The following is a 21,709-nucleotide window of genomic DNA, read 5'->3' on the forward strand; positions in this document are numbered from 1 at the left end:
GTGAACAAACTGCCTTTTATCGTTATTATTAAAGTGTACAATAATTAATTTATACAGAAAAGTTTCATTATGGCTACTCCATCTTTTACATTAATTGATGCACTTCGTAAAACAGCAGAAAAATTACAAAATGGCGCATCCTATACCTGGGGCAATCATGGTATTTGCAACTGTGGTAATTTATTGCAAGTTGTAACAAAATTGAGTAAAGAAGAGATTTTAACCTATGCCCATACCGGATTGGGTGAGTGGACCGAACTGGCAGAAGAATATTGTAACGTTACCAATACACCGTTAATTTATTGCTGAAAAAATTACAAGAGTTGGGCTTAACCCCAACCGATATTCATAATATAGAATACTTAGAAGAACGTGCTGTATTAAATTGTTTACCGAGTGGTTTTAGGTGGCTCAAAAAAAGCAATAGGCCCGATGTAATTGTTTACCTGCAAACTTTTGCTAATGTATTGGAAGAGCAACTAACCGACCAAATAAATATTTCAGCAATATGGCTATTATCGCCAGAAGAAACTTATGCCATTTATTAAAAGAAAGAAATACCAATCAATAATTTACTGTTATTTTGTGGGCATATCTTTTCTAAATGGCAAAAGACAAAAAGCAGGCAGCACTTGGTTTTATTTTTATCACTTTATTGATTGATGTTACCGGATTTGGAATCATTATTCCGGTATTACCTAAGCTAATTGAACAACTCATTCATGGCAATTTAAGTCAGGCATCCAATTATGGTGGCTGGTTATTGTTTGTATATGCAGTGATGCAGTTTGTTTGTGCACCCATTCTGGGTAATTTAAGTGATAGATATGGCAGGCGTCCGATATTACTATTTTCTTTATTTGGTTTTGGAATGGATTACCTGCTACAAGGTTTTGCGCCTAATATATTCTGGTTATTTGTGGGCAGGTTTATTGCAGGCATAACCGGGGGTAGTTTTACCACAGCATCTGCTTATATTGCCGATATCAGTACCCCTGAAAAAAGAGCGCAAAACTTTGGAATGATTGGTGCAGCATTTGGCTTAGGTTTTATCATAGGACCTGTTTTAGGGGGTATTTTAGGTCATTACGGACCAAGAGTACCTTTTTTCGCAGCAGCTGTTCTGGCTTTTGTTAACTGGTTATATGGTTACTTTATTCTTCCTGAATCATTGCCTGCCGAAAACCGCCGAAAATTTGAATGGAAACGCGCCAATCCTCTGGGTTCACTGGTTCAATTAAAAAAATATCCGGTTATTTCCGGTTTGGTTTTCTCCATTACATTGTTGTACATTGCCGGCCATGCTGTACAAAGTTGCTGGAGTTATTATACCATGAGTAAGTTTGGCTGGGATGAACGAATGGTTGGCTATTCGCTCGGGTTCATCGGGTTAATTGTTGGCATTGTACAGGGCGTTTTAATACGTTCCATTATACCCAGATTAGGTCAGGAAAAAAGTATATACATTGGATTAAGTTTATATGCAATAGGTTTTCTTTTGTTTGCATTTGCCTCAACTACCTGGATGATGTTTGTATTTATGATACCCTATGCGCTGGGTGGTATAGCCGGCCCATCTATACAAGGTATCATCTCAAACCATGTTCCACCCAACGAGCAAGGCGAATTGCAGGGAGCATTAACCAGTTTAATGAGCGCCACTTCCATTATTGGCCCGTTAATGATGACACACATCTTCGCTTATTTTACTTCCTCAAAAGCACCGGTACATTTTCCGGGAGCAGCCATGTTATTGGGCGCCTTACTTACTTTTATCAGTACAGCCTTCGCTTATCGAACACTTAAAGCAGAAAAAACAGACCAATAAAATATTTGTGTTCCCACGGTAACAAATACATTTCTAAAATTTAGATAGAGCGATTCTTTCATGCACTGAAATTCACTTAAAATAATGCCGTCTGTAATTTACATTCTAAGTACTATATTTGCCCCTCAAAATTGAGTAGCAGTGGCAACAAAATTTACGAAAGAAACATACCTATACTGGTACGAATTAATGCAATTGATTCGCCAGTTTGAGTTGAAAGCAGAAGAAATGTATAAAATGGCCGGAAAAATCAGAGGTTTTTTTCATGCCTATGTAGGCCAGGAAGCAATTGCAGCCGGCTGTATGACAGCAACTACGCCCGATGATCCATTCATTACCGGATACAGAGACCATGGCTGGGCATTAGCAAAAGGAGTATCACCCAATGCCTGTATGGCGGAATTATATGGAAAAGCTACCGGTTGTTCTAAAGGAAAAGGCGGCAGTATGCACTTTTTTAGTGTTGAACATAAATTTTATGGGGGTCATGGCATTGTAGGTGCACAAATTGCTACCGGTGCAGGTCTGGCCTTTGCTGAACAATACCGTGGCACCAATAATGTTGCCTTATGTTTTTTTGGCGATGGCGCTGCCCGTCAGGGAATTTTACATGAAACATTTAATCTGGCTATGCTGTGGAAATTGCCTGTTATTTTTATTTGCGAAAACAACAACTATGCAATGGGCACTTCTGTTCAACGTACATCAAATGTTGTTGACATTTATAAATTAGCAGATAGTTATGATATGCCCGGCGATAAAGTAGATGGTATGATTCCGGAAGATGTACACGAAGCCGTAGCCCGTGCCGTAAAACGTGCCCGTGAAGGCGGAGGGCCTACTTTGTTAGAAATGAAAACATATCGATACAAAGGTCATTCTATTTCTGACCCCCAGAAATACCGTACCAAAGAAGAAGTGGATGAATACAAAAATCAGGACCCCATTCACAAGGTTTTACAAACCATCTTAACCAATAAATTTGCTACACAGGAAGAGATTGATGCCATTGATGCTAAAATTGCCCAGGTTGTTGAAGCCTCCGTGCAATTTGCTGAAGAAAGTCCATTCCCCGATGATAGTGAAGTTTACAAAGATGTATATGTAAACGACAATTACGTTTTTGATATTGATTAATTAAAACAATAACACAATACAACTTAACACTTAAACCCACTATTGTAATGAGTGAACATACACACCAACACGTTGAAAAAGACCCATTATTAAAAGCTGAATATTTTTGGAATAAATATTCAAAACAAATTACCATTGCCGTTATTGCAATTATTGTTGTGGCTGGTGGATGGTATGGATACAATCAATACATTGTTAAACCCAAAGAAGAAAAAGCAGCAGAAGCTATTTATAAAGCACAGGAATATTTTGCACAGGATTCTTCTAATCTGGTATTAAACGGTGACGGATTTAACAAAGGTGTTCTTTATATCATTAAAAACTATGATGGTACAAAATCGGCCAATTTAGCTAAATATTATGCAGGTATCAGTTACCTTAAATTAGGCAATTTCGCAAATGCTGTAAAATACCTGAAAGAATTTTCAACCGATGCTCCTCAAATTCAGATGACTGCCTATGGCGCATTGGCTGATGCTGAAGCTGAATTAGGAAAAAATGATGATGCCATTCAAGATTATAAAAAAGCCGGAACCACTTTCCCTAAAGATGCCTTCTCCTCTTCTGAATACCTGTTCCGCGCAGGTTTATTAAGCGAAACATTAGGTAAAACCAAAGATGCCATTGAATTGTATAAAGAAATCAAATCAAAATACCCGCAAACCGATAAAGGCCTTCAGGCCGATAAATACATTTATAGATTAAGCATCGAAAAAAACGATTTAAGCGTAAAATAATGACTGGAAAAGGAAATACTACATTACATAAAGGCATCCCCGTAATAAAGGATGCCTTTGTATTATTGGTTAAAACCGAATGGAATGCTCCTATTGTTGATGCATTGGAAAAAGGTTGTATCAAAATTTTAAAAGCCAATCATATTGGTTATAAAGTGATGACTGTACCTGGTGCCATTGAAATTCCATTTGCTATTCAACAACACTTCGACTTTACTGTTAATATACCCGATGCTTATATTGCATTGGGAACGGTAATAAGAGGCGATACACCACACTTCGATTATGTTTGCAAGTATGTAACCGAAGGTATATTGCAACTAAATTTGAGTTTAGCAAAACCGGTAATTTTCGGTGTACTAACAGTTGAAAATGAACAACAGGCCAAAGAAAGAATTGGCGGAATACATGGCCACAAAGGAGAAGAAGCGGCCATTACAGCCATTAAAATGATTGATATAAACAGAAAAATTCAAAGCCAGCAATTTGAATTTGATTCAAAATAAGAAGAAATGAATGTGCAATTGTTTATACCATGTTTTATTGACCAGTTGTACCCGCAGGTTGGTTTCAATATGGTAAAAGTACTGCAAAAAGCAGGATGCACGGTTCATTACAATACCAACCAAACCTGTTGCGGCCAACCGGCTTTTAATGCCGGATTTTGGGGCGAATCAAAAGAAGTTTGTTCAAAATTTATCAAAGATTTTTCAGGAGATGAATTTGTTGTTGCACCCAGCGCCAGTTGTATTGGCTTTGTAAAAAATTACTATCCCAAACTATTTGAAAACACTTCTATGCACAACGAGGTAAAATCATTAACTGAAAAAGTGTATGAGTTTAGTGATTTTTTGGTAAATATTGTAAAGATAGAATCTTTTGGTGCCAGTCTTCCTGCAAAAGCAACGTATCACGACAGTTGTGCAGCCCTTCGGGAATGTGGATTGAAACAGGAACCCAGAAAATTATTGCAGCAGGTAGCCGGATTAGAATTGGTTGAAATGAATGATGTAGAAACCTGTTGCGGATTTGGCGGAACCTTTGCCGTAAAATTTGAACCCATCAGCGCAGCTATGGGCGATCAAAAAATAAGCAATGCACTTGCTACAGAAGCTGAATACATTATTAGCACCGATATGAGTTGCCTAATGCACCTACAAGGCATAATTAACTATCAGCAAAAACCCATTCAGGTAATGCATTTGGCCGATGTGCTGGCAAGCGGTTGGTAAACTTAGTCAGTTAAAAAATGATATTATGCAATACTGGTTAGTAAAATCAGAACCTTTTAAATACAGTTGGGAACAATTTGAAAAAGACGGACAAACATTTTGGGACGGCGTGCGCAATTATGGCGCCCGTAACAATTTAAAAGCCATGAAAAAAGGCGATTTAGTGCTTTGGTACCATAGTAATGAAGGCTTGGAAATTGTAGGAATTGCACAGGTAACTAAAGAATATTATCAGGACCCCACTACTGCTGAACCTGCATGGGTAGTGGTTGATTTAAAACCCTTTCAAAAACTTAAAAAACCGGTTTCACTTGCACAGGTAAAAGCAGATGAACGTTTAACAAATATGGATTTGGTTCGCTTGGGTAGACTTTCCGTTCAAACCGTAAAACCGGAAGAATGGAAGGTCATTATGCAATTAAGTGAAACCAAACTAAAAAAATAACGGTATCGCATTTACATTTATTCATAATGCTTAAACCTAATATTGTTGTATTAACCGGAGCCGGTGTTAGTGCCGAAAGTGGATTAAAAACCTTCAGAGATGCTGATGGGCTTTGGAATGGTTATGATATCAACGAAGTAGCCACACCACAGGGGTTTGCAAAAAATCCAGCGCTTGTGCTCAATTTTTATAACCAGCGAAGAAAAGATGTGGCCAATGCACAACCCAATGCTGCACACTATTTCCTTGCATCGTTGCAAGAACAATATTCCGTTCAGATTATTACGCAAAATATTGATGATTTACACGAACGAGCCGGAAGTAAAAATGTATTACACCTGCATGGCGAAATTTTTAAAATGCGAAGCATTGCCAACCCCTTCCTAATCTACCCCATTCATAGCGATATTCATTTGGGTGATCTTGCACCAGATGGAACACAACTCAGGCCATTTATTGTTTGGTTTAATGAAGAAGTACCCTTACTGGAAAAAGCGGCAGAATGGGTTGCCGCAGCAGATATATTGATCATTATTGGCACTTCCTTACAAGTATACCCGGCAGCAGGATTAATCAACTTTGTTTTGCCCGATACACCTATTGTAATTATTGATAAAAATATACCCCCTTTCCCTTCAAAAAAGAATATCATTACAATTGAGCAGCCTGCTACCAGAGGTGTTGAAAGTTTGCCGGCCATCCTTGAGGCACTTAGCGATTCCTAAGTATGTTTTGTCAGGTTAAATTGTTAAAAACTGTTGGTAACAGTATACAAACATAAAATTGCTTGTAACATTGCATGTAACATCCGTTCGATATCAATTTTTTATTTGAACAATTTTGAAAAATACATTATCAATACTAACATTCTGATTATCTAAGGCATCATCCATGAAAAAAATCATTCTCAGCATCATACTGTTTGTATTTGTTACCGGAAATCTGCTTGCACAAAGAAAAGCAACAGCATCTTTACTAGAGTTAGAACACTTTATTCAGCAAAATAAACAATTGGTAACAGATACAACCAACCCATTCTTATCGATGTTAGAAAAAGGACGCATCCAATATTTTAAACCATTATACAAAGCTTTTGCACTAAAAAATGAATTAGTTGATACGCATGGTTTACCGGCCTATAACGAAGATGTAGCGCAGGCTTTGGCATTTGCAGGTGATTATCAGTCGGCTTTGTATTATCAAGAACAAGCTTCTGAACCGCTGCCCGACAGCTATATTGACACGGTTACAAAAAAGGTGGAAGCATTGAACAATCTTCAAATGGTTCCTGCCATTCCATTTATTTTAAAGCAAGCAGGAAATCGTTCCATTGTTTTAATAAATGAATCGCATAGCAAACCACAGCACAGAGCTTTTGCCATTGTATTGTTAGAAGGATTATATCAGCAGGGTTTTAGATACTTAGCTATGGAAACTTTAAATCCTTATAAAAATGCATCTTTAAAACAACTTACCGTACAAACAGGATATTATACTTCCGAGCCGGTTTGTGGTGAATTGGTGAGAAAAGCATTGCAAATGGGATTTACATTATTGCCTTATGAGGATGAGAATGCCAACCGGCTCAGCAACAATCAGCGTGATTCAATGCAAGCCGTTCATTTAGCACATTTTATGAAAAAACATCCATCTGAAAAAATTGTAGTGTTGGCCGGGTATGAACACACAGCTCAATTGGCATGGGATCGTGAAAGTATTCCCATGGCAGTGTATTTGCGCTATTTATCCGGTATAAAACCTTTGAGTATTGACCAGACTGAAATGACCGAGGGTAGTAATTCTGATTATGGCCGCTTGTATTATGCAGCATTCGTTCATCAACACAATATTAAACAAACGGTAATCCCTTTGCGTAACAATATACCGGTACAATTGTTAGATTCGGGAGTGTATGATATGTATGTTGTACACCCACCTACCAAATACCAGGATGGCAGACCTGCCTGGTATAATTTTAATAACACCAGAAAAGAGATACCTGTTTCACCCGCATACAAAACACTCTTCTTTGTTCAGGCATTTTATAAAAACGAATGGGGCGAAAAAGAAGAGGGAATTTATATACCTGCAGACCAAACTTTTGTAAATGCAGAAAATGGTTTTTACTACCTGTATTTATATCCGGGAAAATACCAAATTGTATACCGCGATAAAGCCTACGCAATATTGGGCACCAAAGAAATTGCAGTACAGTAGTGATAATTATCTAAAAAAGATATATCCAATAATAATGGCTGCTATCACACCAATAAAATCAGCCAGCATGCCGGCCCAAATTGCATAACGTACTTTTTTAATACCCACACTTCCAAAATACAGGGCTATGATGTAAAAAGTAGTATCTGCTGATCCCTGAAAGGTAGATGCCATTCTGCCCACAAAAGAATCAGCACCATGCGTTTGCATTACATCCAACATTAATCCACGTGCACCACTGCCGCTAAATGGCTTCATAATGGCAACGGGCAAAGCAGGAGTAAAATCGGCATTAATGCCCAATAATTGAATGCCGTGTGTTAACACATCTACCACATAACCTAAGGCACCACTATCTCTAAATACCCGTATTGCAACCAACATACCCACTAAATATGGAATAATTTTCAACACCACATCAAAACCATTTTTTGCGCCATCAATAAAAGCATCAAATACATTTATTTTTTTCCATAAGCCTCCAATAATAATCAGTACAACAATCAGCATTAACAATAAATTACCCGATACCTTACTAAAAACGGCTTTATCGGGCGCAGATAATCCATTTACCCAAAACAATAATGCTCCCATTATGGCCAGCAGGCAAGCCAGCCACGTTACCAAAACCATATCCCATTTTAGTTTTTGCCAAAACCCAACAATAATAATAGACGCCATTGTTGCAACAACTGTAGCCAATACACAAGGTATAAATACACTGGCCGGTTCATGCGAACCTGCCGCCAAACGATAGGTAAGAATAGATAAAGGAATAATGGTTAATCCGCTGGTATGTAGCACCAAAAACATAATTTGTGCATTGGTGGCTTTTTCTTTTACCGGGTTTAGCGTTTGCAAACTTTCCATTGCTTTTAACCCAAAAGGAGTTGCAGCATTATCTAAACCCAACATATTGGCAGAAAAATTCATCACCATCTCGCCCATTGCCGGATGCCCATCCGGCACTTCAGGAAATAAGCGCTTCATAAACGGATTTAATATTTTCGATAAAAAACGGATAGCGCCTGCCCTTTCTGCAATATTCATCAATCCTAAAAAAAACACCATGGTTCCTGCCAAAGGAAATGCCACATCAATTACAGAACCTTTGGCAGTATCAAACATTCCATCCACCAATGTTTTAAAAATTTCGGTATCATGTAAAAAAATAAATCTATACAATGCAATTACAAATGCAATCAGAAAAAAAGCAATCCATACAATATTCAACGCCATTTTATAAAGGTTTTAATACAATCAATGAATGTAAAGCCTGATTTTACAGTTAAACTGTGCTATTATCCCAACTTTTTATCAGAATTTCAAATACTTGTCTAAAATAGGCTCTTCCAAATTTTCATTGAAAATAAGCATTCTGTAAATATGAATAAGACCTTACTTTTGCGGCTTAATAGAACAAATTACTTTGCTGTAATTAAACCTGTTCGGGAGCAGTTACAGTTATACTAAAACAAAAAACAATGGCTTTACAAGCAGGAATTGTAGGATTACCCAACGTAGGAAAATCAACTTTATTTAATGCCGTTACCAACAGTGCCAAGGCGCAGGCCAGCAATTATCGGTTTTGCACCATTGAACCCAATGTAGGTTTGGTAGATGTACCCGATGAACGTTTACAACATTTGGCCGCTTTGGTAAATCCCAATAGAATTGTACCCACACAGGTAGAAATAGTAGATATTGCAGGTTTGGTAAAAGGCGCCAGTAAAGGAGAAGGCCTAGGTAATAAATTTTTAGGCAATATTCGCGAAGTAGATGCGATTATACACGTTATCCGTTGTTTTGAAGATGAAAATGTTTTGAGAGAAGAAGGCGCCATTAACCCTGTTTCAGATAAAGAAATTATAGATACAGAACTACAATTAAAAGATTTAGAAAGTGTAGAGAAAAAAATTCAGAAAACGGAAAAGTTGGCTCGTGTAGGTTCCGAAACCAAAGCGCAGGCAGAATTAAAAACGCTTTTACAATGTAAAGCACATTTGGAACAAGGCAAAAGCATACGTTCATTACAACTTTCAAAAGAAGAAAAAACAGCTATTGATGATTTGTTTCTTTTAACCGATAAACCGGTATTGTATGTAGCCAATGTAGATGAAGCCAGTATGCACACCGGTAACAAATACTCTGACATTTTGCTGAAAGCAGCCAATGAAGAGGGTGCTCAGATGATTATTATGAATAATGCAATTGAAGCCGACATTGCAGCCATGGAATCGGCAGATGACCGCCAGTTATTTATGGAAGAATACCATATGAAAGAACCTGCTTTAAACAGATTAATTCAAAGTGTATATAAACTTTTAAATCTGGAAACTTATTTTACGGTAGGCGTGCAAGAAGTAAGAGCATGGACCATACATGTGGGCTGGAAAGCCCCACAGGCCGCCGGAGTAATACACAGCGATTTTGAAAAAGGGTTTATTAAAGCTGAAGTAATTGCATATGAAGATTTTATAAAATACGGCAGCGAAGCAGCCTGTCGCGATAATGGCAAACTAAGAATTGAAGGCAAAGAATACATTGTTAAAGATGGTGATATTATGCACTTCCGGTTTAATGTATAACCCATCAATCAAATACAAATACAGCTTCTAAATGCTTTCTTAAAATGAAAGTATTTGTTGTGATGTTTAGTACATTTGAATAATGCAAACCAATATTTCAATTTGGGAAAAAGATAGTTTTTTTGCACCACAGGATATTATTATTGTGGGCGGTGGTTTAATGGGATTATGGAGTGCCATTACTTTGAAAGAAAAAAAACATTCCCTTCGCATTACCATACTTGAAAAAAATATTACTCCCTTAGGTGCCTCTACCAGAAATGCAGGTTTTGCCTGCTTTGGCAGTCCAACCGAATTATTGCATGATGCGCAAACATTAGGCGAATCGACCATGTTATCCATTACAGAAAAACGTTTTAAGGGAATAGAAAAAATTACACACTACTTTCCAAAACATGAAATTGAATATGACCCCTGTGGTGGTTATGAATGCATTACTAATGCTCAATTTAAGCCCGATACAATTCATGATAGTATTGCCTATCTCAACCAATTACTTGCCCCAATTACCGGAACAAAGCATACTTTCATTAGAAATGATGCTGCACTGTCAACATTAGGCTTACAACATTTTGATGCCCTGATTCAAAATAAAATGGAAGCCGGATTACACAGCGGAAAATTAGTACAAGCATTACAAATGGAAGCCGTAAGTATGGGCGTACAAATACTAAGTGGTATTGAAGTAACGAATTGTTTGCAACAAAACAACGGCGTGCAGTTGCACACCCATCAAAAAATTGTATTTACTGCTGAGAAGGTTTTGTTGTGTACCAATGCATTTTCAAATACCATTGCAACAGGACATACCATTCCCGTAAAAGCCGGAAGAGGACAAATTATACTCACCTCACCCATACAAAATTTACCATTGCACGGTACTTTTCATTTTGATGCCGGATTTTATTACTGGCGCAATTTGGGCAACCGTATTTTACTCGGAGGTGCCAGAAATAAGGCTTTTGAAGAAGAAACAACTACCTCACTTACTACTTCTGCTACCATACAAACTGCTTTGGAAGATTTTTTGAAAACACATTTGCACCCTTCCATTCATTATACCATTGAACAAAGATGGAGTGGTATTATGGGCTTTACCGTCAACCATTTACCCTACATTCATTTTATAGAACCCAATATTTTAGCTGCTATTGCCTGCAATGGTATGGGAGTTGCTTTAACACCCATCATTGCAGAAGAGGTTGCTGATAGGTTCATACAATGAAACTAATCCATTCAACATACTTTTCTATTCAAAAAACGAAACCATTATAATGAACATTTCAGAAAAAAATTTTTTAAAAAAAAATATTCGGTTGATGCGCCCAATCAGTATTGTATTGTTCAGTATTTTGCTGTTTTTTACAGCATGCCATAATAAAAACGAGAAAGAAAATACCTATCTCACTACTCCTTCCATTCCATCGCTTTCTTATAAAATCATTAGCGTATTGCCGCATGATACTGCTTCCTTTACCGAAGGATTAGAGTTTCACAACGGCTATTTGTATGAAAGTACCGGCGACCCTGATTATGCAGGAAGAAGTAAATTGGCAAAAATAAATACTACAACAGGTAAGGATGAACAGAAAATTATTTTAGCACCCGCCTATTTTGGAGAAGGCATTACATTATTGAATGGAAAAATTTATCAGCTTACTTATAAAGAACAAAAATGTTTTGTATATGACGCCGCTACTTTTAAAAAATTAAAAGAATTTACTTATCAGGGTGAAGGCTGGGGTATGACCAATGATGGAAAATATTTAATTATGGATAATGGCAGTAATGAGTTGATTTATCGCGATCCGGAAACTTTTAATATTGTAAAAACCGTGCCTGTTACCGGTGTTCCAAAAGATTATAACGGACATGATGTTTTCATTAATGAGTTGGAATATGTAGATGGTTTTATTTATGCCAATTTATATACCATGGATTTTGACCAATTGGTAAAAATTGATCCTGCAACCGGTAAGGTAATGGGTATTTTGAATTTAAACGGATTGTTGGAACGTTATGCCCCACCTGCCGAAACCTCAAAACGTGATGTACTGAATGGCATTGCATACGATAATGCCAATAAAACATTTTATATAACAGGAAAATACTGGCCTAAATTATTTGCCATCCAAATTCAATAACATCATACTACAATCGAATTGGGATATTGCAGCTTTTTAAATATTTTTTTAAATCGGGTATCCCCATTTCTTTGAAATGAAAAATACTGGCGGCCAGCGCAGCATCTGCATGTGCATGGTTGAACACTGCTTCAAAATGTTGCATGGTGCCACCACCGCCACTGGCAATTACCGGTATAGGTAATGCAGTACTGAGCTGTTTGGTAATATCCAAAGCAAAACCTTTTTTAGTGCCGTCGTTGTTCATAGAGGTTAATAAAATTTCGCCGGCACCGGCATTATATGCCTGCTGAGCCCATTCCATACAAAGCATTGCTGTTTTAGTGCGGCCGCCATTCAAATAAACATACCATTGTCCATCAGCCTCCTGCTTTGTATCAATTGCCAGCACCACAAACTGACTACCAAATTCATTGGCTAATTGTGTAATTAAATCAGGTTGTTTAAATGCAGCTGTATTTACTGAAACCTTATCAGCACCATTGTGCAGTAATATGGATGCATCATCAATAGAACTTACTCCACCGCCCACTGTAAATGGTATATTGATATGTTGTGCAATTCGGTTGGCTAATTCTTTAAACGTTTTGCGTTTTTCAACAGTTGCCGTAATGTCTAAAAAAACCAATTCATCAGCTCCCTGTTGTGCATAAAAAGCACCAAGCTCAACAGGATCACCGGCATCACGAATCTGCTCAAAATGAATTCCCTTTACGGTGCGGCCATCTTTAATATCTAAACAGGGAATAATACGTTTGGTTAAGCCGGATAATATGGGTGGGTTATTTTTTGTTTCCATTAAAATGATGCATTAAAATGAACCAAATCGTTCAATGTTATTTTATTTTCGTAAATAGCTTTACCTACAATGGCACCGCTGCAACCTATTGCTTTTAAATCAACCAAATCCTGCAATTCACTAACACCCCCACTGGCAATTAACTGCAGGTTGGGTAATGCTGCAATCAGGTTTTTATATAAATCAATAGCCGGCCCTTGCATTCTGCCATCCTTACTTACATCGGTACAAAAAATTTGCTGTACACCCAATGCAAGATAGGTGGCCATAAAATCTTTTACGGGTACATCGGTGGTTTCCAACCATCCATGAATGGCAATGCATCCGTTTTTTACATCTGCCCCCAATAAAAATTTAGCAACGCCAAATTGCTGTAACCATTCTACAAACAATTCCTTGTTCTTCACTGCTATACTTCCTACAGTAACCAATGCAGCTCCTGATTCTAAAACCACTTGTACATCGTGTGTGGATTTAACACCACCGCCAAAATCAATTATTAAACCGGTTTCGGTAGCTATGGTTTCCAGCACTTTCCAGTTGGAAACTTTACCCATTTTTGCACCATCCAAATCAACCAGATGTAACCGTTGAATACCGGAAGATTCAAACATTTTGGCAACCTCTAAAGGATTTTCATTATAAATTTTTTTCTGATCATAATCGCCTTCCGTTAATCGAACGCATTTTCCATCTATAATATCAATGGCGGGAATAATTTGCATAGAATGACTTTTATAATGCGATGAAATTTTTTAAAATCTTTTCCCCAATCTGTGCGCTTTTTTCAGCATGAAACTGTACACCATAAAAATTATTTTTATGGATAGCTGAAGCATAGGGTTGTATGTAATTGGTTATAGCAATAGCATACTGATTATGTGGAACATAATAGCTGTGTACAAAATAACAATAACTTTCTTCAGGTACATCTCGCATAAGCTGTGATGATAAATGATAAATGGTATTCCATCCCACCTGTGGTATTTTAAGCATTGCATCAATTTCAAATTTTTTTACCGGCTCATCAAAAACCCCTAAACATGTTGTATTATGCTCTTCCGAATATTTACAAAGCAATTGCATACCTACACATATACCCAATACAGGTTGTTTCAATTTGGGAATTAGAAGATGCAAATTATTTTGCTGCAAACTTTTCATGGCACTGCTTGCCTCTCCTACTCCGGGGAAAATAATTTTATCTGCACTCAGAATGGTTGCATGATCATTAGAGAGTATGGTTTCAATACCAATTCTTTCCAGCGCATACCGCACACTTTGAATATTGCCTGCATTGTATTCAATAATTACAACTTTCATGAATGCTAACTATTTATGGTATAAAAAACAATTTTCACGCTCAAAAAAACTATTTGATGATGTTTTGTAAAAAGTTTTCTGTGCCGGTTTCAATATCAACTGAACCCGACAAAGCCTTAATATAAGCACTACCTATAATGGCACCATTGCAGTACTTACAAGCAGCAATAAATGTTGCATGGTCTTTTATGCCAAATCCAACCATAATTGGATTTTTTAAATGCATTTGCTGTAAGTTTTGCAAATATTTTTCTACTTCTGCAAAATTTTTATCATTTCCTGTGGTTGCAGATGAACTAACTGCATATAAAAATCCTGAACTTAATGCATCTAATTTTTTGATTCTCGTTTCAGAGGTTTCAGGGGTTATTAAAAAAATAAAATCTAAACCATATTTTTTTATCATGGCTCCGTACATGGTTTCAAATTCGTATTCCGGTAAATCGGGGAGAATTAATCCATCTACACCCACTTCCACAGCTTTTTGGCAAAAAGCTTCAAAGCCATATTGTAAAATTGGATTCATATAACCCATTAAAATAATGGGCACATGAATGGTGTTTCGGCAATCCTTCAATTGTTCAAATAATACCTGAATGGTCATGCCATTTTGAAGTGCAATACTGCTGCTTTCCTGAATAATGGGGCCATCAGCTAATGGATCACTGTAAGGCATACCCAACTCAATTAAATCTGCACCGTGGTTTTGTAAAGCCTGCATTACTGTTAAAGTACTATTTAATTCAGGATAGCCGGCCGTACAATACACATTGAGTACATTGTTTGATTTTTTTAAGAATACCTCTGTTATTCTACTCATATAGAAAAATCTTTTTGCATGTATAATTTTATTGGATCGTTTGTGGAAAAAATCATAAAACCTAATTGCTGATACAATTTTTGTGCTCCGGTATTTAAATACAATACTTCTAATGCTACTTTCTTTTTAAGCGCTGTTGCTTTAATACACTGTTGATTAATTAAGGTTGTACCAATTTTTTTATTCTGAAATAAGGGATGAATGTATAAACTACTGATGAAAATTTTTTCTGTATCTTCTGCAATTTCTATGGTACCAATGGATTGATTTTGCCATTCAATGATCTGTGTTTGTTCGGGAAGAAAATTATCCCGATGAAACTGCTGTTGAATGACTTCATCCCATCCCCATATTGCATGTACATAATCATACAGCACTGTTTTTTTTAATTCATAAAAGAAAGCACTGTCGTTGATTGTTGCCTGCCTCAGATTCAATTGATGAACATCCATCCTTTTAATTCTTTAAAAAATTAAGCATTTATTTCCATTGCCTGCATGTAAGTAGATAAATCTTTATCCCCTCTCCCACTTAAACAAATCACAATAACATCGGTGGGTTTAAAATGCATTTGATGCAATGCTGCAAAAGCATGTGCAGTTTCCAATGCAGGAATAATGCCTTCCAATTTACTTACTTCAAATGCCGCTTTTAAAGCTTCTTCATCTGTTGCACTTAAAAATGTAGCTCTTCCGGTTTTATATAAATGAGCATGTAAAGGACCTATTCCAGGATAATCTAATCCGGCTGAAATGCTATGTGGCTCTACCACTTGTCCGTCAATGGTTTGCATCACTAAACTTTTACTACCATGCAAGATACCCGGTTTACCCAATTGTGTGGTAGCAGCACTCATGCCACTGTTAATACCATGCCCTGCAGCTTCTACAGCAATTAACTGTACAGCAGTATCTTCCAGAAAATGATAAAATGCACCCGCTGCATTACTGCCACCTCCTACACAGGCAATAACATGCGTTGGTAATTCGCTTCCGGTTTTTTCTTTTAACTGCCATCTTGTTTCTTCACTGATAATGCTTTGGAAACGAGCCACCATGTCAGGATAAGGATGCGGACCAACAACACTGCCAATTACATAATGGGTATCGTTTGGATGATTAATCCAATCGCGAATGGCTTCATTGGTTGCATCTTTTAATGTTTGGCTGCCACTGGTGGCCGGAACCACTTTTGCACCCAGCATTTGCATACGGGCAACGTTAGGGGCCTGACGTTCAATATCTTTTACACCCATATACACAATGCATTCCAAGCCTTTTAAAGCACAAACAGTTGCTGTGGCAACACCATGCTGACCGGCGCCCGTTTCGGCAATAATTCTTTTTTTACCAAGGCATTGAGCCAGTAATACCTGCCCAATGGCGTTGTTAATTTTATGAGCACCTGTATGGTTTAAATCTTCTCTTTTTAAATAAATGTTTGTTTTGAATTGTGCACTGAGGCGTTCGGCCAAAAATAGTGGCGATGGTCTGCCCACATAATCACGTAGCAATTGATTGTATTCTTTAACAAAAGATTTTTCCTGCATAATATCTAAATACCTGCTTCGCAATTCTTCCACATTTCTGTGTAACATTTCTGGAATATAAGCACCACCAAACATTCCGAAATAACCATTTGCATCGGGATGTGTAAATGACTGGTTTTGTGTTTTTTCAGTTATCATAAAAAAAATTTAGAATTAAATATTAGTAACCTCATTTACAAATTCCTGCACCAAAGCTAAGTTTTTTATACCCGGTGCAATTTCAAAGCGACTGTTAATATCAACCGCAAACAAATCTTTCGCAACCGGATCCTGCATAAATTCGGCTAATTGGTGTACATCTTCCGGCTGGATGCCACCACTTAAAAAAAATGGTTTTCGAATAGATAAACCTTTCAGCATACTCCAATTAAACTTTTTTCCGGTACCTCCATAGCCAACACCTTCTGTATCGAATAAAAACATATCTACTACATCCTGATAATCTTTAATTTTCCAAAGCACATTATCTTGTTCACTCATTCTAAATGCTTTAACAGTGGTAGCATAGTTGGATAGATTTTCGCAAGTACGTGGACTCTCATCGCCATGTAATTGTACCAGATACAAACCACAATCATCTACCATTTTTAAAACGGTATCTTCTTTTTCATTCACAAAAACACCGACTTTATTGATATTACCTTTTACTTTTTTAATATTGTCGGTAGTATTGGTGTTCAAAACATAACGTGGACTTTTGGGGTAAAAAATAAATCCACAAAAATGTATACCCCAGTCGTTTAACTGACGCACCTGATTCATATCTGTCATACCACAAACTTTTACCCGCATAATTCAGAGTTTAGCTGATGAACAAATTGTGTAAATGCAATTCCCGGAGATGTATGTTTCATAAAATTTTCTCCCATTAAAAATCCTTTAAAACCCGCCAATTTTAATTGTTGAATACTTTCAATACTTGAAATACCACTCTCGGTAATTGCAATTTTATCATCAGGTATTTTGGCAATTAAATGGAGAGATGTTTGAATGTTTACTTCAAATGTTTTTAAATTTCTGTTGTTTACGCCTACCATATCTACTTCTGCACAAATATGCTGCAGTTCCTCTGTACCATGAATTTCTAATAACACTTCTAAGCCTAATTGTTTAGCAACGGTTGCCAATTCTTTTACCTGTTGTGGTGTTAAGCAAGCAGCAATCAGCAAAATAACATCGGCACCAATGGCTTTGGCTTCATAAACCTGATAAGCATCTATCATAAAATCTTTTCTTAAAATAGGAACAGGTTGAATGCGTGCCTGTTGCAAATCTTTGAACGAGCCACCAAAAAAAGATGCATCTGTTAATACAGATATGCCGGCTGCATATTTTGCATAAGCATTTGTAACTGTTACTACATCGGCGGTAACATTGATGATTCCTTTTGAGGGCGATTTACGCTTAAACTCGGCAATAATACCACTGGTATTGCCATTTTGTAAAATTGATTTTAATGAAATGGTATTGCGATTAAAAAACGGCATTTGTTGTAATTCGGCAATAGCTGTTTGCTGTTTTGCCAAGGCAACTTCGGTTTGTTTTGTTGCGACAATTGTTTCTAAAATATTCATTGCATTTTATATTATTCCACTAATGATACACATTATTTCTACCTATGATTATTGTAAACGAATGAGTTGTTGTAAAGTTTGGTAAGCCTTACCACTTTCTAAACTTTCAACTGCTGCAAGATATGCATCGTCATAACTGTTAAATACTTTTGTGGCATACAAAGCCATAGCTGCATTCGCCAGCACTACAGCATTTTGAGCCCAGGTGCCCTCCCCTTTCAAAATATTTAAAAATATTTTAGCTGCCTCTTCCACTGAGTTGCCGCCATAAATATCCTGTGGCTGTACCATCCTTTTTCCCAAATATTCAGGTGTTAAAATTTGTTCGCCATTATTGGTAATTACTTTTGTATCGCCGGTTAAAGAAATTTCATCATAACCATCTAAAGCATGTATAATGGTAAACGATTTGTTGGTTTGTTGTAACAGATAATTGTAAATTCTGGCCATTTCTAAATTATAAACCCCTACTAATTGGTAAGCAGGAGAAGCAGGGTTGACCATAGGACCTAACATGTTAAAAAATGTTCTTACGCCAATGCTCTTCCGTAATGGGCCAACCACTTTTAAAGCCGGATGAAATAAAGGTGCATGCAGAAAACAAATATGAACGGTATCTAATTCTTTTTGCAAAGCGGCCACATCATTTTTAAAACGATAACCCAATTGCTCCATAACATTAGATGCACCACTAATAGAAGTTGCACCGTAGTTGCCGTGTTTGGCAACTTTTTGGCCGGCACCTGCTGCAATAAAACAACTAATGGTAGAAATATTGAATGTGTTTTTCCCATCGCCTCCGGTTCCTACAATATCCAATGTTTGATAATCTTCAAACGGAAGTTGCACACAAAGTTCCAGTAAAGCATCGCCAAAGCCCTGTAATTCTTCTATGGTGATGGTACGCATTAAATAAACCGTTACAAATGATGTAATTTCATATTCATTGTACATGCCTTTACTGATGTTCAATAATACCTCTTTTGCTTTTTCCCTGCTTAACGACTTGTATTCAAACAAGTATTGTAAAATCTTCTTCATATTGTATATTTTCAAAAAATAAGATCTGATTAAAAATCAAGGTAGTTAGTTCTATTGGTTTCATGAATGGATTAACCAATTACGAAGCATTTCCTCACCTAAAGGCGTTAGAATACTTTCCGGATGAAACTGAACACCTTGTACATCATATATTTTATGTTGCATAGCCATAATATTTCCTGCATCATCGGTTGCAGTTATCTCCAGCTCTTCCGGTAAGGTTGCCTTATTAATAATCCAACTATGATACCTGCCTGCTTCAACGGTGCGTGGCAAATTTTTAAACCAGCTATTCGGCTTTTGCGTAGCCTGATTGGCAATATGAACCTGTGTAGCTACACCATGAAAAACTTTGGTTAAATTGGTAAGTTTTGCGCCAAATGCTTCACCAATAGCCTGATGGCCTAAACATACTCCTAAAATTGATTTTGTTGCAGCATACTTTTGAATTAAGGGCAATAATAAACCTGCCTCTTCCGGTATGCCGGGACCCGGCGATAAAATAATTTTATCAAATTGTGCTATGGCATCCAATTCAATTTCATCGTTTCTACATACCGTTACTTCCTGTTGCAAGATGTACGTTACCATATGCACTAAATTATAAGTGAATGAATCATAATTATCAAACACCAATAATTGAATGGGTTTGGCTGACCCCCTATTGAATGTAGTTACGCTGTGTAATGGTTGTACAATTTCTGTATTCATCAATTCAAAATAATTTTGGTTAAAGGATGGTAATGGCATATTCTACGGCTTTTTTCAATGCGCCAAGTTTGTTGTTTACTTCTTGTAATTCGCTTTCCGGATTGCTTGCTGCCACAACGCCAGCACCTGCCTGATAAAACAGTGTATTGTTTTTGCTTAAAAAAGTTCTAATCATAATGGCATGATTGCAACTGCCATCAAACCCAATAAAACCAAGTGCACCACCGTAGTAGCTACGAGATGTTGTTTCCAAATCATCAATTAACCCCATTGCTTTAAATTTTGGTGCACCGCTGAGGGTTCCTGCTGGAAAGGTTTTGGCCAGTAATATAAATGGATTTGCACCTTCGGCAATTTTTCCGGTTACTTCACTCACCAAATGAATAACATGACTGTAATAATGTATTTGACGAAAATGGCTTACCGTTACATCGGTACACAATCTGCTTAAATCATTCCGAGCCAAATCAACCAGCATTACATGTTCTGCATTTTCCTTGGCATCGAGTAATAATTTTTCGGCAGCAATGGCATCTACTGCATCATTCCCTGTTCGCTTAAAAGTTCCTGCAATGGGATGTACAACTGCTTTCCCATTTTTAATAATCAATTGTGCCTCGGGTGATGAACCCATTAATTTATAATCACCATAATCAAAGAAAAATAAATAGGGAGAAGGATTAATGCTGCGTAATGCCCGATATACATTAAACTCATCGCCAATAAAAGTTTGCTGAAACCTTCTGCTCAAAACAATTTGAAATACATCGCCTCTTAAACAATGCTGAATGCCGGATTTTACCATAGCAATATATGCTTCATCTGAAATGTTGGATGTTTCATTGCCTTTAACAGCAAATGGGAAAACCGGGATGTCTTTACTTTTTAGCAAACTTTCTACCCACTCTACTTCCGATTCAATACCTTGTATTTTATTTTCACACAAAAACAATTCATCATTAAAATGATTGATGATGATGATATATTGATAAAATCGGTAGCGCATTAAAGGTATAACCGGTGCTGTGATAGCTTCATTTTTAAATGTGATGGTATCAAAAAAAGGTATGGCATCATAGGCTGTGTACCCGAAAAATCCCTGTGCACTTTTTACAGTTTTATTGTTAACCGGCGCCACTTCAAATCTTTGCATAAAATTCCAAACCACTTCCTGAACCGGTGTTTGGCCGGACAATGGAATTTTTTCAGGCTTTTCACCCGGCAGTTTACATTCTACCTGCTGATTGGTTGAAATTTCAATACCTGCAATAGCATTGATACAAATAAAACTAAAGCTATTTTCCGCAACATGATGGTCGGTACTTTCCAATAAAATTGTATCTCTGAATTTATCTCTGAATCTTAAATAAATACCAACCGGTGTGTACACATCGGCCAGTAATTTTTTCACTTCTGTTGTTACCAAAATTTTTTTCATAAAAAAATATCTATTTTATATTAAAGCATTTCAATACTGTTTTCTCTGCATGATTCTATTACCGGATTTTAAAAAAAAACCCCAACACAATTGTCGGGGCTTGTATAAATGTACATATGCAATGTG

At 36.9% G+C, this 21,709-nt stretch carries 25 protein-coding genes; 13 read left to right on the forward strand and 12 right to left on the reverse strand.

From position 1 onward, the window contains the following. Positions 1-69: 69 nt before the first annotated feature. From A0F92_RS15740 to A0F92_RS02195, 10 genes are all read left to right on the forward strand, one after another. On the forward strand, positions 70-309 hold the full coding sequence (locus tag A0F92_RS15740; RefSeq protein ID WP_253810061.1) for a hypothetical protein: 240 nt from the start codon (positions 70-72) through the stop codon (positions 307-309). Continuing rightward, a complete protein-coding gene (locus tag A0F92_RS15745) occupies positions 303-548 on the forward strand; it encodes a hypothetical protein (protein ID WP_253810063.1) in 246 nt (81 codons plus the stop codon). The genes A0F92_RS15740 and A0F92_RS15745 overlap by 7 nt, the downstream gene beginning before the upstream one ends. Before the next feature lie 56 nt (positions 549-604). Further along, entirely contained in the window at positions 605-1,828 is a 1,224-nt protein-coding gene (locus tag A0F92_RS02160; protein ID WP_068241216.1) for a TCR/Tet family MFS transporter, read from the forward strand. Positions 1,829-1,969: 141 nt separating this feature from the next. After that, on the forward strand, positions 1,970-2,965 hold the full coding sequence (pdhA, locus tag A0F92_RS02165; protein ID WP_068241218.1) for a pyruvate dehydrogenase (acetyl-transferring) E1 component subunit alpha: 996 nt from the start codon (positions 1,970-1,972) through the stop codon (positions 2,963-2,965). Positions 2,966-3,012: 47 nt separating this feature from the next. Further along, positions 3,013-3,702 carry a tetratricopeptide repeat protein gene (locus A0F92_RS02170; protein WP_068241220.1) on the forward strand — a complete coding sequence of 230 codons (690 nt, stop codon included), beginning with the start codon at positions 3,013-3,015 and terminating at the stop codon, positions 3,700-3,702. Next, complete coding sequence (gene ribH, locus A0F92_RS02175; RefSeq protein WP_068241222.1) at positions 3,702-4,208, forward strand: 6,7-dimethyl-8-ribityllumazine synthase; 507 nt, start codon at positions 3,702-3,704, stop codon at positions 4,206-4,208. Before A0F92_RS02170 ends, ribH begins: the two co-directional genes overlap by 1 nt. A 6-nt stretch (positions 4,209-4,214) precedes the next feature. Next, positions 4,215-4,934, forward strand: coding sequence for a (Fe-S)-binding protein (locus A0F92_RS02180; protein WP_068241223.1), 720 nt, complete (start codon positions 4,215-4,217; stop codon positions 4,932-4,934). A gap of 25 nt (positions 4,935-4,959) precedes the next feature. Then, entirely contained in the window at positions 4,960-5,379 is a 420-nt protein-coding gene (locus tag A0F92_RS02185; protein ID WP_068241564.1) for an EVE domain-containing protein, read from the forward strand. 26 nt (positions 5,380-5,405) lie between these two features. Further along, positions 5,406-6,104, forward strand: a complete 699-nt coding sequence (locus A0F92_RS02190) for an SIR2 family NAD-dependent protein deacylase (protein ID WP_068241225.1) — start codon at positions 5,406-5,408, stop codon at positions 6,102-6,104. A 166-nt stretch (positions 6,105-6,270) separates the two neighbouring features. Next, the gene (locus A0F92_RS02195) at positions 6,271-7,596 is read left to right on the forward strand and encodes a hypothetical protein (RefSeq protein ID WP_068241227.1); all 1,326 of its coding nucleotides are present in this window, start codon (positions 6,271-6,273) and stop codon (positions 7,594-7,596) included. 6 nt (positions 7,597-7,602) lie between these two features. Here A0F92_RS02195 and A0F92_RS02200 read toward each other — a convergent pair whose 3' ends face one another. Beyond that, positions 7,603-8,835 carry a nucleoside recognition domain-containing protein gene (locus A0F92_RS02200; RefSeq protein ID WP_068241229.1) on the reverse strand — a complete coding sequence of 411 codons (1,233 nt, stop codon included), beginning with the start codon at positions 8,833-8,835 and terminating at the stop codon, positions 7,603-7,605. A gap of 245 nt (positions 8,836-9,080) precedes the next feature. Here A0F92_RS02200 and ychF point away from each other — a divergent pair, with 245 nt between their 5' ends. The 3 genes from ychF (at position 9,081) to A0F92_RS02215 (ending at position 12,328) form a co-directional block, all read left to right on the forward strand. Beyond that, the gene (gene ychF / locus A0F92_RS02205) at positions 9,081-10,184 is read left to right on the forward strand and encodes a redox-regulated ATPase YchF (RefSeq protein ID WP_068241231.1); all 1,104 of its coding nucleotides are present in this window, start codon (positions 9,081-9,083) and stop codon (positions 10,182-10,184) included. Positions 10,185-10,266: 82 nt separating this feature from the next. Further along, positions 10,267-11,409: an NAD(P)/FAD-dependent oxidoreductase gene (locus A0F92_RS02210; protein WP_167516748.1), complete on the forward strand. Its 1,143-nt coding sequence runs from the start codon at positions 10,267-10,269 to the stop codon at positions 11,407-11,409. Between the two features lie 49 nt (positions 11,410-11,458). After that, positions 11,459-12,328: a glutaminyl-peptide cyclotransferase gene (locus A0F92_RS02215; RefSeq protein WP_167516749.1), complete on the forward strand. Its 870-nt coding sequence runs from the start codon at positions 11,459-11,461 to the stop codon at positions 12,326-12,328. A gap of 7 nt (positions 12,329-12,335) precedes the next feature. Here A0F92_RS02215 and hisF read toward each other — a convergent pair whose 3' ends face one another. From hisF to A0F92_RS02270, 11 genes are read right to left on the reverse strand one after another with little or no spacing between them, the layout of a single operon-like run. After that, a complete protein-coding gene (hisF, locus tag A0F92_RS02220) occupies positions 12,336-13,127 on the reverse strand; it encodes an imidazole glycerol phosphate synthase subunit HisF (RefSeq protein ID WP_068241234.1) in 792 nt (263 codons plus the stop codon). Continuing rightward, positions 13,127-13,852 carry a 1-(5-phosphoribosyl)-5-[(5-phosphoribosylamino)methylideneamino]imidazole-4-carboxamide isomerase gene (hisA, locus tag A0F92_RS02225; RefSeq protein WP_068241237.1) on the reverse strand — a complete coding sequence of 242 codons (726 nt, stop codon included), beginning with the start codon at positions 13,850-13,852 and terminating at the stop codon, positions 13,127-13,129. The genes hisF and hisA overlap by 1 nt, the downstream gene beginning before the upstream one ends. Positions 13,853-13,862: 10 nt before the next feature. Next, the gene (gene hisH / locus A0F92_RS02230) at positions 13,863-14,450 is read right to left on the reverse strand and encodes an imidazole glycerol phosphate synthase subunit HisH (RefSeq protein ID WP_068241239.1); all 588 of its coding nucleotides are present in this window, start codon (positions 14,448-14,450) and stop codon (positions 13,863-13,865) included. 49 nt (positions 14,451-14,499) lie between these two features. After that, positions 14,500-15,270, reverse strand: coding sequence for a tryptophan synthase subunit alpha (gene trpA, locus A0F92_RS02235; RefSeq protein ID WP_068241241.1), 771 nt, complete (start codon positions 15,268-15,270; stop codon positions 14,500-14,502). Then, on the reverse strand, positions 15,267-15,722 hold the full coding sequence (locus A0F92_RS02240) for a GNAT family N-acetyltransferase (RefSeq protein ID WP_068241244.1): 456 nt from the start codon (positions 15,720-15,722) through the stop codon (positions 15,267-15,269). The genes trpA and A0F92_RS02240 overlap by 4 nt, the downstream gene beginning before the upstream one ends. Before the next feature lie 20 nt (positions 15,723-15,742). Beyond that, the gene (gene trpB / locus A0F92_RS02245; RefSeq protein WP_068241247.1) at positions 15,743-16,957 is read right to left on the reverse strand and encodes a tryptophan synthase subunit beta; all 1,215 of its coding nucleotides are present in this window, start codon (positions 16,955-16,957) and stop codon (positions 15,743-15,745) included. A 15-nt stretch (positions 16,958-16,972) separates the two neighbouring features. After that, positions 16,973-17,611 (reverse strand): phosphoribosylanthranilate isomerase, encoded by a 639-nt coding sequence (locus A0F92_RS02250; RefSeq protein WP_068241249.1) that lies wholly within the window; start codon positions 17,609-17,611, stop codon positions 16,973-16,975. Then, positions 17,602-18,393, reverse strand: a complete 792-nt coding sequence (gene trpC, locus A0F92_RS02255) for an indole-3-glycerol phosphate synthase TrpC (protein WP_068241251.1) — start codon at positions 18,391-18,393, stop codon at positions 17,602-17,604. Before trpC ends, A0F92_RS02250 begins: the two co-directional genes overlap by 10 nt. Positions 18,394-18,441: 48 nt before the next feature. Further along, positions 18,442-19,434 carry an anthranilate phosphoribosyltransferase gene (gene trpD / locus A0F92_RS02260; protein WP_068241253.1) on the reverse strand — a complete coding sequence of 331 codons (993 nt, stop codon included), beginning with the start codon at positions 19,432-19,434 and terminating at the stop codon, positions 18,442-18,444. Between the two features lie 60 nt (positions 19,435-19,494). Continuing rightward, the gene (locus A0F92_RS02265) at positions 19,495-20,184 is read right to left on the reverse strand and encodes an anthranilate synthase component II (protein ID WP_167516750.1); all 690 of its coding nucleotides are present in this window, start codon (positions 20,182-20,184) and stop codon (positions 19,495-19,497) included. Further along, positions 20,165-21,583 carry an anthranilate synthase component I family protein gene (locus A0F92_RS02270; RefSeq protein WP_068241256.1) on the reverse strand — a complete coding sequence of 473 codons (1,419 nt, stop codon included), beginning with the start codon at positions 21,581-21,583 and terminating at the stop codon, positions 20,165-20,167. The genes A0F92_RS02265 and A0F92_RS02270 overlap by 20 nt, the downstream gene beginning before the upstream one ends. Between the last annotated feature and the right edge of the window lie 126 nt (positions 21,584-21,709).

Origin of the sequence: Hydrotalea flava (genome assembly GCF_001623405.1) — a bacterium.
Classification (GTDB): Bacteria; Bacteroidota; Bacteroidia; order Chitinophagales; family Chitinophagaceae; genus Hydrotalea; species Hydrotalea flava.

Coding starts and splice junctions, on each gene's coding strand:
- A0F92_RS02190 (WP_068241225.1), top strand. CDS start 5,406: ATGCTTAAACCTAATATTGTTGTATTAACCGGAGCCGGTGTTAGTGCC.
- A0F92_RS02215 (WP_167516749.1), top strand. CDS start 11,459: ATGAACATTTCAGAAAAAAATTTTTTAAAAAAAAATATTCGGTTGATG.
- hisF (WP_068241234.1), bottom strand. CDS start 13,127: ATGGAAACAAAAAATAACCCACCCATATTATCCGGCTTAACCAAACGT.
- trpB (WP_068241247.1), bottom strand. CDS start 16,957: ATGATAACTGAAAAAACACAAAACCAGTCATTTACACATCCCGATGCA.
- A0F92_RS02180 (WP_068241223.1), top strand. CDS start 4,215: ATGAATGTGCAATTGTTTATACCATGTTTTATTGACCAGTTGTACCCG.
- trpA (WP_068241241.1), bottom strand. CDS start 15,270: ATGAGTAGAATAACAGAGGTATTCTTAAAAAAATCAAACAATGTACTC.
- ribH (WP_068241222.1), top strand. CDS start 3,702: ATGACTGGAAAAGGAAATACTACATTACATAAAGGCATCCCCGTAATA.
- A0F92_RS02270 (WP_068241256.1), bottom strand. CDS start 21,583: ATGAAAAAAATTTTGGTAACAACAGAAGTGAAAAAATTACTGGCCGAT.
- A0F92_RS02265 (WP_167516750.1), bottom strand. CDS start 20,184: ATGCCATTACCATCCTTTAACCAAAATTATTTTGAATTGATGAATACA.
- A0F92_RS15740 (WP_253810061.1), top strand. CDS start 70: ATGGCTACTCCATCTTTTACATTAATTGATGCACTTCGTAAAACAGCA.
- trpD (WP_068241253.1), bottom strand. CDS start 19,434: ATGAAGAAGATTTTACAATACTTGTTTGAATACAAGTCGTTAAGCAGG.
- A0F92_RS02160 (WP_068241216.1), top strand. CDS start 605: ATGGCAAAAGACAAAAAGCAGGCAGCACTTGGTTTTATTTTTATCACT.
- A0F92_RS02200 (WP_068241229.1), bottom strand. CDS start 8,835: ATGGCGTTGAATATTGTATGGATTGCTTTTTTTCTGATTGCATTTGTA.
- A0F92_RS02185 (WP_068241564.1), top strand. CDS start 4,960: ATGCAATACTGGTTAGTAAAATCAGAACCTTTTAAATACAGTTGGGAA.
- A0F92_RS02210 (WP_167516748.1), top strand. CDS start 10,267: ATGCAAACCAATATTTCAATTTGGGAAAAAGATAGTTTTTTTGCACCA.
- A0F92_RS02250 (WP_068241249.1), bottom strand. CDS start 17,611: ATGCGGGTAAAAGTTTGTGGTATGACAGATATGAATCAGGTGCGTCAG.
- A0F92_RS02240 (WP_068241244.1), bottom strand. CDS start 15,722: ATGGATGTTCATCAATTGAATCTGAGGCAGGCAACAATCAACGACAGT.
- A0F92_RS02170 (WP_068241220.1), top strand. CDS start 3,013: ATGAGTGAACATACACACCAACACGTTGAAAAAGACCCATTATTAAAA.
- ychF (WP_068241231.1), top strand. CDS start 9,081: ATGGCTTTACAAGCAGGAATTGTAGGATTACCCAACGTAGGAAAATCA.
- hisH (WP_068241239.1), bottom strand. CDS start 14,450: ATGAAAGTTGTAATTATTGAATACAATGCAGGCAATATTCAAAGTGTG.
- hisA (WP_068241237.1), bottom strand. CDS start 13,852: ATGCAAATTATTCCCGCCATTGATATTATAGATGGAAAATGCGTTCGA.
- A0F92_RS02195 (WP_068241227.1), top strand. CDS start 6,271: ATGAAAAAAATCATTCTCAGCATCATACTGTTTGTATTTGTTACCGGA.
- trpC (WP_068241251.1), bottom strand. CDS start 18,393: ATGAATATTTTAGAAACAATTGTCGCAACAAAACAAACCGAAGTTGCC.